Genomic DNA, 9,582 nt, shown 5'->3' with positions numbered 1-9,582 from the left:
GGCAGACGACCCATTGAAACGATTGAAGCGGCTCTTGCTGCCAAAGAGCTAACAAAACAAGAACAGGTGGTGTAAGCTGCCTCACCGAAGAGTAACTGACTGTCCGGGAAGAGGTTGATTTTTACAATTTACAGAATAAATCTGACTATTTTTTTAAGTATGATGGGCATCCAACTGAAAAAGGTTATGCAGAAATGGCACGATACATTGGCAGCCAACTAATTGATCAAGGCAAACTCAAAAGAAAATAGCGAACAGGTCAATCCAACGGACCGCCCAACGCTCGCTGTTGCGCTCTTTATTAACACCGACTTCAGTAGCCAGCAGCTATGTCAAAATATAGTATAAAACAGGAATTAAAAAGATTGAGTCAAAGAGGGAAGACTTCAGGCTTGGCCCGCTTTTGCATGTTGGAGGGCCATTCATATGATGAGGCGAAGGAAGGTTTGGAAGCATATGTATCCTGGTGGGAGGAATCCGTAGCGTATATTGAACAATCAAGCGTTAATGACATTGGGTCCAGCGAAGAATATGATCACGATCTTTGGCCCAGATCAGAACTTTTCAAGGCTTTGCAGTATGCATCAGAGGATGATTTGGGCAAGGTTAAAAAACGGATTTCATTGGCGGACCAAAGATTTATAAAGGCTACCGAGCAAACTCATATGGCAAATGACCATATTGACAATCCAGATATGGAATTGCATTGGTGGCTCTTTAGAAAACTAAAGAAATAAATGCCAGCCATCGCTTCCAGGAGACGCCTTACAGCCGACGCGAGCCCCGCCGCTATCTGAAAACCACTTGACAGGTATGTATCATCCTGCTTCTGGAAGCCCTGCCCGCAGCTCTTGTCGCAGAATATGAAGAACCCCTTGCCTTCATAGAGGTTCGGAAATTCCTGGTGCCAATGGGCAAGGGGAGGCGATCGAGGAAACCAAGAATAGTTTGCACCAGGCTATTGAATTGATTCTCGAAGATCGCAAGGCGGACATCCTTCGAGGACTGCCTGAAGATGCTATCCAGGAAAAGGTGCTGATTGGATGAAACGGCGAGATTTGGAGCGCAAGTTGCGGAGGGGGCTCATTTTCATTGACGGGTTCCGCCGTTCGCAGAAATGATGGATAATGAACCGGATGGTCGTGGAAACAGTGACAACAACATCCGACACCACGGAGTTGGACGAACTCCTTTGGCGGACCCTGTGGCAATCTCTCGGATTTCATCGAAATATCCGTCGCGAGTTTGTCGTCGAGGGAAAAGAGATTGCATTGATTGTCAAGCTGAATGGACATGTCGCGGGCGGATTGGTTGCCGTCTGGACAGGTGACACAGAGATCGAGTTACGGCATTTGGCGGTCGCCTCAAACGCTCAAGGGAAAGGCCTTGGCCGAACTCTATTGGCTGAATTGCTTCGCATCGCATCATCAAGGAAGTGCCACAAAGTTCGTACTATCGCGCGAAATACATCCACGGGCTTCTTCCGCAAGCTGGGTTTTCAAACGGTGCACGGCCAGGCACCTGAACATCCGGTATTCATAAAGCACGGCATAACTTTTGAGATCATGGAAATAATCGTCGAACCATGCCATTGAGGCTGTAGGGAGCCTCTGGTGGGTTCCCTATCGTTCTGTCCTGTTTTGGGGAATACGATAAACGACGCCCCGTTTCGGCAGCAGAGGGAATATATTTCCGCAGGTTACGACAGGATAGCGGGGGACAGGTTTATCCGTTCTTGCTGGCCGGAATGACCAGGACTTCGGCAAAGCCGAGATCGTTTTTGATTTCCCGGCTTATTGATTGAATGGTGCGCATCACCGATGAGTGTTTCGCTTCCGGATCAAATTCCAGAAAAATTTCGACATACACTTTTCCTCCGGCATTGCGGGTGCGTATTTCGTGTATCTGTTCATACTGATCGAAGTGATGCACCATGGCCCTGATGATAAGGAGCTGAGATTGCTCTTCTATGGCGCAATCGAGCAAATCGCGCACGGAGAAATTGAACACCTTTGTTGCTCCTGCCAGAAGCATGGCCGATATCAGAATCGCCGCCGCAGGATCAAAGTAATAAGACCAGGGGTAAGGGCTTAACAAGTATGATGAACTCAACGCAGCAAACATGCAGATATTGGCTGTTGCCTTGATGATGAAGATGCGCTTTTGGGCTGATATGAGGGCTGTTTTTTCCCTTTTTTCCAGAAGGGCGCTTTGCACGGCCAGTTTGGTGTTGATGACGCCGAAAATGGAATGAAGGATAACACCGATAAAAACACCGATACCGCGTAAGGGCACCGGGTTGTTTAAGCGAACAACGACGGCACCGAGGATGCACAAGAAGGATATGACCATGAGCAAGGCGATTCCGATGCTCAGAAGGCTTTCGAATCTGCCAAATCCGTAATTGAAAAAGCCCGTTTTCCCCGCCTCGGCTTTACGCAGACCCCACCAGGCGATGGCTATCGCCAAAAAATCCAGGCCTGTTGCAGCAAAATCAGCCCAGAGGGCCACGGAGTTGGCCGTCAGGGCCATAAACAGAGCAAGCCCTACCGCGATGCCGCCCGTGACAACGCCTTTCGCTGCAACCGATGTTCGTTTTTGGTCGAATTCTTTTGGCTCGCCCATTTAGCATCTTCTTTACTGAAAACGTTGCTTTGCATCTATCAAGTTGCCTTCGCTAAGTAAAGAAAAAGAATCATCATCCGTCCATGCAGGATCCTCACGCGGTGAAAGGAAACCGTTCCGAAGTCGTCAAGGGCACTGAAAAGAGGCGATACGGAATCGGGATCACTTCAGCTACCATAATATGTTTGGGTATGTTATGGATTTCAGGGAAAAGAACACGGCGTTGGACGGCAAATTCGCTGCGCCTATTGCCGCCGGCAGGATTGGTCGTAACCCATTATGGATAGCACGGCTGCCTGACCCTTCGCTCCACCAAAGGGCATACGCTACGGGTGAGGACGGGTGCCGGGCAACAAACCCACCAGGAAAAGGAAAGGGAACATGGATTGGTACCTGATGGTTTTAAAGAAGTACGCGGTATTCAGCGGACGGTCCCGGCGGAAAGAGTACTGGATGTTCTTTCTCTTTAACATCATCATTGGGCTCGTTTTAGGCTTAGTCGAAGGTATCGCCGGTATTGCAGGGCAGTCTGATCAAAGCATTCTCGCAACATTGTACATGCTCGCCGTTCTGGTTCCGGGCATCGCTGTTGGTGTCAGACGACTCCACGATACAGGCCGAACGGGTTGGTGGCTACTCATCTCGCTTGTGCCGCTTATCGGAGCAATCGTTTTGTTCATCATGCTGGTGCAGGACAGTCAGGCCGGGGAGAATCAGTATGGGCCAAATCCAAAACTCCCGGAAGCTGCCTAACTTTTGCAGGAAAGGCAAAGCCTGCCGGCGGCTACCAGGTCTGCGAGAAGTGGCTGAAGGATCGCCGGGAGCGTCGCCTCGAACTCGATGACATCCGGGCCTACTGCCGGATCGTGACCGCCCTGGCTTGGACCATCCAATGGCAGGCCGAAATAGACGCCCTCTATCTCGAAGTGGAGCGGGAGACCGTTTCAATGGTGATCCCGTAAACGAAAAACAGGGAAATGCAGGGGCTTTCATGATAAGTTTTGTCAAGGGAAAACGGAAATACCCCGGGCGTCACCGGGAGGCGTTAAGGTGAATGGTTATGGGTCACCCCAAACCGAAACAGAGGAACCTGCAACAAGCCAAAGAAGAAAGGAGAGGAGGTTATCATGAAGAAACTTATCATTTTTTTCGCCGTTTTCGTCATGTTCTGCGCCGTTCCCGTCCAGGCCGCGGATCCGGCCGGCACGGCCCCACCGATGGTGAAGAAACCGGGCCTCGTGAAGCCGACCCGGGAGGAGTCGGACTTTTTGCTGAAAAGGCCCCATCTCAGATGTTGCATCAGCGGGCATTACGAGGGGAAGATGCGGGAAACGCACTGCAAGGAGATGGGGAGCAAACCGACATCGGGCAAGGTCACCCTGGACATTGATCAGGGCGCCTCCTGCGGCAGTACGTTCGAGGCCAGGTCAGTCAATGCGGGAGACGGGAAGGTGACCCATTTTAAGGGCACCGTGACTCCGGGTTCTTCCAAAGAGTGCTGCAATTTTACCGCCCAATCCATCAGCGGAAGGGATAACGTCCATCTCAAGGGCGAAATATGCTGCGAAAAAACGAAAAATTGCCTGTTGAAAGGACAGTTTACGTCGGTTAATTGCAGCGGCGTCACGGAAATGAAGAAAATACACTGATCCGGCGGAGCTTCCCGGCGTGAGACAAACATTTTCGAGAAAATCCCTGCCGCTTTCATTCATGATACGGCGGGGATTTTCTTTATCCGAGGGCGGCGCGCCCTCGGGGACATGTGTTTTTCCGTCATCATGTTCCCGGGCAGATACGACATCGCGAAATTGGTCGCCGTCTCCGGAACGAAAAACCCGTGAAAGGAATCCCGGGCCTTCTTGTTTCATCCTCCGACTTGTCCTTTCCATAAATGAAAATATCAATTACAATTGACACAAAATACGCATTCCCCCTTGCCTGATAAGGGGGGATAAAATTTTTAAGCAGGAGGTCAGAGATGATCAGAAGAATCCTTTTCGTTGTATGCCTGGCGTTGTTGACCGTCGCGTGCGCTTCCGTGATTTCAGAAACCACCATGAACAGTGTGGACCAAAGCATCTCCTTTGCCGCGCTCCAGCAGAAACCCGATGCCTACAAAGGGAAAACCGTCGTACTGGGGGGGCAGATCATCGCCGTGACGGCCAAGGACGGTGAAACGTGGATCGAGGTGCTGGAGAAGAAACTTGACCGCCAACAGAAACCGGAAGCGACGGACCAGTCGGGCGGTCGTTTTCTGGTGCGTTTTACAGGCTTCCTCGATCCCGCCATATACGCGGCCGGCAGGAATCTGACCGTGGCGGGGCAGGTGGAGGGGAAACAGGTTCGTCCGATCAACGAGATCCGTTACACGTATCCGGTACTGGCCGCGAAAGAGCATCACCTCTGGAAGGATGAGGAGACGAACCGGAGTCCGAGGTTCGGCATCGGTGTCGGCGGTGGCGTGGGCAGTCGAGGCAGTGGCGGCGGAGTGGGTGTCGGCGTGGGGTTTTAGATGAGAACGCAGGTTTTCGTTGCCGTCATTCTGCTCACCGTCGTGGCCTGTGCTCCCTTTTCACAGGAGATGATGCGTGAGGTCCAAAAGGACGTTGCCTTTACCGACGTTCTCGCGGCTCCGGATGCCTTTACCGGACAATCCGTCATCTGGGGGGGTGTCATCATCGAGACGGTTGCCCGCGCTGATGACACCCTGGTAATCGTCAGGCAGGCAAACCTGGATTTCCAGAAACAGCCGATGAATACGGACACATCATCGGGGCGCTTTATGATCCGCTATTCGGGTTTTCTCGATCCGGCCATCTATACGGGCGACCGCGAGGTGACGGTAATCGGCCGGGTTGCCGGAAAAGAGGAACGCCCCGTCGGCGACTTTCGCTACACGTACCCGGTTATTGAATCCAGGGAAATACGCCTTTGGGGAAAGAGGAAGCCGAAATCCCCCTATTATTACGATCCCTGGTATTGGGGACCCTACCCATATCACCCGTGGCACTACCGCCCGTGGTATCGTAATCCCTACTGGTGGTAGCCATTCCGGTACCGTGATCCGGAGCCGCGGAATGGTTCTCCGTCCACCGGGCTTTTCAAAATGCCCTTGCCTGTACGGCTTGACGTGCCAGCGCTTGTCCGTTATAGTTCCCACCGGGAACCGGCGGAAAATGACACACTGAAATCCACCGGCACTACCGCGAAAACCATCATTTTGATGAAACGGTTTAAGAACCGGATTTCCCGTGACACCCCCGGCCCCATAAGCACATACCCGAACCATATCGCATTGGGAGGATATTCATGAGTCAAGAAACATTGATCCGGGATTTAATGGATCGGCATGAAAATGAGAAGATTACGTATACCTGCTGTACCCAGAACGGCTGCTGGGATGCCAACTGCATCCTGAAGGTTCGTACGAAAGACGGCAGGCTGATGGCCATCGAAACGGATGACAGCCTCAACGCCAACCGGGGACGGGAGGACGCCTATATGACCCGGGAACAGTTGAATCAGGGCATGGTTCAGCAGCGCCCCTGCGTCATGGGGCATTCCTGGAAAGGGGAGATCGACGCCCCCACCCGCATCACCAAGCCTTTGAAGCGGGTCGGCGGCCGGGGGCACGGTAACGGCCATTTTGTTGAAATAAGCTGGGAAGAGGCCATCGACACCATCGCAACGAAGCTCAAGGAAACCGTCGACCTTTTCGGGGAAAACAGCATTCTGCATACCCATTTAACCTTCTTCGAATTTTCAAGCTTTCCCCTGAACCCGTATTTCAAGGGGGCCATCGCCTCCTGGTCCGACCATTCCGTTTCCGGCACCCTGGCCGGGGAAAGGGCCCATCTCGGATATGAACCGGCGAAAAATGTCTTCGCCGGTCAGGGTAAGTCCCTGGTCGGCTACGAGGCGCCGGATCTGTTCAACTCGAAACTGATCGTTCTTTGGGGCTGGGACCCCTTGGTGGGTTGGCACGGGTCCGTTTCGTATTACTTGAAGCTGGCAAAGGAACGGGGCGCAAAAATAATCGTCATCGAACCGCGTTACACCCTGAGCGCGGAGGTTCTCGCCGATCAGTGGATTCCCATCCGCCCCGGTACCGATACGGCCATGATGCTGGCCGTGGCCCAGGTTATTTATGAAGAAGAGCTCTGGGATCGGGCCTTTGTGGAACGGTTCGTCGAACCGGAGGGATTTGAAAAATTCCGCCGCTATCTGATGGGTGATGAAGACGGGGAGGTGAAATCACCGGAATGGGCGGAAACAATCTGCGCGGTTCCGGCGGAAACGATCAGGGAATTTGCCCGTCTTTACGCGACCAGCGGCCCCGTTCACCTGCAATGCCATTACAGCGTCTCCAAACGGCATTACGGGGAATACGCCGCGACGGCTTCGATGTTGCTCCAGGCCATGACGGGGAACATCGCCTGCCCCGGCGGCTGCGAAAGCGGCTCCGTCCTGGTCACGCCGACCCATTTCCCGTCATTGCCGGACGTCAACGCCGAATTCGGCCGGGCGCCCCGGGAATTCACGCCTTATGTGTGCATGGTGAACAACAAGATGGCCGAAGCCGTCACCCTGCGCCCGAAATACGACGCCGGTGAAATCACGGAAGAGGAATATCGCTTCGCCATCGGCTGCCCGGAAGGGTCGCCGCTTCCGAATCTCCAGTTCGTCTTTTTCGGCAACAACTGGCTGAACAACCTGCAGGATCTGAACAAGCGCCTGAAAGCCGCCTTGATGCTCCACTTCACCTGCGGCCTGGGGTGGCACATCAACTCGCCGACCGTACAGTTCATGGATATCGTCATTCCCGCCCCGATTCACCAGCTCGAATCGACGGACCCCTTCCACCTGGACGCGAAACGCTTCCGCACGGGTCCCGGAGGGATGAACAACTACATGTTCTACTGCGGCAAGGCCTTGGATCCCCCGGGGGAAATCCGGCCGGTGGAATGGTTCTGGACGCAGATCGCCAACAAACTCGGTATCGGCGAAAAGTACAACCCGAAACTGAAGGATGTTCCTTGGGATAAGTGGGACGAGGAGGTCGAGAAGCTCTACCGCGCCGCTTACGAAAAGTGGATCAAGGACGAAAACGGCGCCCTGCGAGCGGTGGGAATCGACCTGAAACCCTGGGCGGAATTCCTGAAAAACCCGGTCATCCGGGTGCCGATTGAGGAGCCCTTTCACGCATTCAAGAACACGATTGGGGAGGGAACGGAGGCGTTCCTGACGCCGTCCGGAAAGATCGAATTCTACTCGAATTTGGTGGCCGGCACGGATATCAGGAAAAGATGGGGTGGGAAGATCGATCCGATCCCGCGCTGGAGGCCTTCGTATATGACGGAGCCCCCCCGCGATTCGTATTTTTCGCCGCGGATCCGGGACTATCCGCTGTCGATGATCACCCCGGTTTCCCTGTATCGTGACCTTTCGTGCCATGACCAGAACCCGTTGCTGCGGGACTGCTACAACCATCGCCTTTGGATTTCTCCCGTCGACGCGAAAAAACGCGGTGTCCGGGACAACGATGCCATCGAGGTATTCAACGAGTACGGCTGTGTGCGCCTTCATGCCTACGTAACATCCAAAATCATTACGGGGACCGTGGCCATGCATTTCGGAGCCTGGTATATGCCCAGCGAGGAAAAAACGGAGGCCATGCCTTACGGCATGGACACGCGCGGTGCGTGCAATTTCCTGATCGGTGACGTCCATCTGCCCCATGTGGTGAACAGCATTCTGACCGCCGGTCTGGTGGAAGTGAAAAAACTGGGAGGAAACGACTGATGTCTCAATATGCGTTTTATTTCGATCAGAGCCGGTGCTACGGCTGCCAGACGTGCAGCGTGATCTGCAAGGACTGGAATTTTCTGCCCCCCGGTCCGGAAAAGTGGATGACCGTGTATGATTTTGAAGATGGCGTTTTCCCGGATCTCCGGTTGCATATTTTGGCGTTCGCCTGCGGTCATTGCGAAAATCCCGTCTGCCTGAGCGCCTGTCCGAATGGCGCCCTCTTCAAGGAGGAAAAGTACGGCGCCGTCCTCGTCGATCCGGACAAGTGCCGGGGGGCACGGCAGTGCGCCGTGGTCTGTCCTTACGGGGCGCCTAAATTTGCAAGCGACGCCCCGGGTACGAAGATGAGCAAGTGCACCATGTGCATCGATCGCCTGGAGAAGGGAGATATTCCGGTCTGTGTGGCCGCCTGCCCGCTTCGGGCATTGGATTTCGGTCCTCTGGACGAAATGATTGCCCGGTATGGGGATTTGCGGCAACTGGACGGTATGCCCGCCCCGGTGACGAAACCGGCGTTTATCTGCAAACCGAACGCACCGAAGCAAGATCTCGTTCCCTACGATAAGAACCGGGCGATTGAACTGATGCGTGACCGCAAGGACATGGGAGAGGACATGGGATTCGTTTTCGACCGTATCGAGGATGTCACGCAACTCGAACCGGGAACCATCAAAAGGACCCGGAGCACGTTCAAAATGAAGCACGCGAACAATGCGGATCTGATGGACGCCACTCGAAACGACATCGGATGATGGGCTTGGGATGACAAGGAAGCATGTCATTTCGAGGAGTGCCCCTCAGGTCATTTGAGGGTAACCGTCTGACGAGCCCACCTTGTCACCTGTTTACAGGTGGGATATGGGGACAGTATTCTGAGGAGCATCCCTTGTCCTTTGGAGGAGCTCCCCCATGTCATTTCGAGGAGCGAAGCGACGAGAAATCTTGTCCCTCACGCCGTCCCGAGGTGGTGCGTTCAAGATTCCTCACCCCGCTATCGCGGGGATTCGGAATGACATTTCAGGCTGACGGCGGGGTTCAGACATAATGTTTAAAAAAGGCGGCAAGCTCTCAATTTGGATGGTATCTTTTGTTTTCCATAACAAAAACATTCAAAGGAGGCTTGCCATGGGCATTGTAAACAAACTCGAT

General features: G+C 53.7%; 9 protein-coding genes. 8 read left to right on the top strand and 1 reads right to left on the bottom strand.

Annotated features, from left to right (window positions below):
- Positions 1-329: 329 nt before the first annotated feature.
- Together GX147_05905 and GX147_05900 are read left to right on the top strand one after the other, a co-directional pair.
- Positions 330-737 (top strand): hypothetical protein, encoded by a 408-nt coding sequence (locus tag GX147_05905; GenBank protein ID NLN60227.1) that lies wholly within the window; start codon positions 330-332, stop codon positions 735-737.
- Positions 738-1,127: 390 nt separating this feature from the next.
- Positions 1,128-1,595 carry a GNAT family N-acetyltransferase gene (locus GX147_05900; GenBank protein NLN60226.1) on the top strand — a complete coding sequence of 156 codons (468 nt, stop codon included), beginning with the start codon at positions 1,128-1,130 and terminating at the stop codon, positions 1,593-1,595.
- A 130-nt stretch (positions 1,596-1,725) separates the two neighbouring features.
- Here GX147_05900 and GX147_05895 read toward each other — a convergent pair whose 3' ends face one another.
- Positions 1,726-2,625 carry a cation diffusion facilitator family transporter gene (locus GX147_05895; protein NLN60225.1) on the bottom strand — a complete coding sequence of 300 codons (900 nt, stop codon included), beginning with the start codon at positions 2,623-2,625 and terminating at the stop codon, positions 1,726-1,728.
- Positions 2,626-3,006: 381 nt separating this feature from the next.
- Here GX147_05895 and GX147_05890 point away from each other — a divergent pair, with 381 nt between their 5' ends.
- From GX147_05890 to GX147_05865, 6 genes are all read left to right on the top strand, one after another.
- On the top strand, positions 3,007-3,378 hold the full coding sequence (locus GX147_05890) for a DUF805 domain-containing protein (protein NLN60224.1): 372 nt from the start codon (positions 3,007-3,009) through the stop codon (positions 3,376-3,378).
- Positions 3,379-3,752: 374 nt separating this feature from the next.
- Positions 3,753-4,274, top strand: a complete 522-nt coding sequence (locus tag GX147_05885) for a hypothetical protein (GenBank protein ID NLN60223.1) — start codon at positions 3,753-3,755, stop codon at positions 4,272-4,274.
- A 329-nt stretch (positions 4,275-4,603) separates the two neighbouring features.
- Positions 4,604-5,137, top strand: a complete 534-nt coding sequence (locus GX147_05880; protein NLN60222.1) for a Slp family lipoprotein — start codon at positions 4,604-4,606, stop codon at positions 5,135-5,137.
- On the top strand, positions 5,138-5,671 hold the full coding sequence (locus tag GX147_05875) for a Slp/YeaY family lipoprotein (protein NLN60221.1): 534 nt from the start codon (positions 5,138-5,140) through the stop codon (positions 5,669-5,671).
- Between the two features lie 263 nt (positions 5,672-5,934).
- Entirely contained in the window at positions 5,935-8,427 is a 2,493-nt protein-coding gene (locus tag GX147_05870) for a molybdopterin-dependent oxidoreductase (GenBank protein ID NLN60220.1), read from the top strand.
- Positions 8,427-9,185: a 4Fe-4S dicluster domain-containing protein gene (locus GX147_05865; GenBank protein ID NLN60219.1), complete on the top strand. Its 759-nt coding sequence runs from the start codon at positions 8,427-8,429 to the stop codon at positions 9,183-9,185. The genes GX147_05870 and GX147_05865 overlap by 1 nt, the downstream gene beginning before the upstream one ends.
- The last annotated feature ends 397 nt before the right edge of the window (positions 9,186-9,582 follow it).

The sequence above is a fragment of the Deltaproteobacteria bacterium genome (assembly GCA_012522415.1).
In the GTDB taxonomy this organism is placed as follows: Bacteria; Desulfobacterota; Syntrophia; order Syntrophales; family JAAYKM01; genus JAAYKM01.
This window is presented reverse-complemented; position numbering and strand designations above follow the sequence as displayed.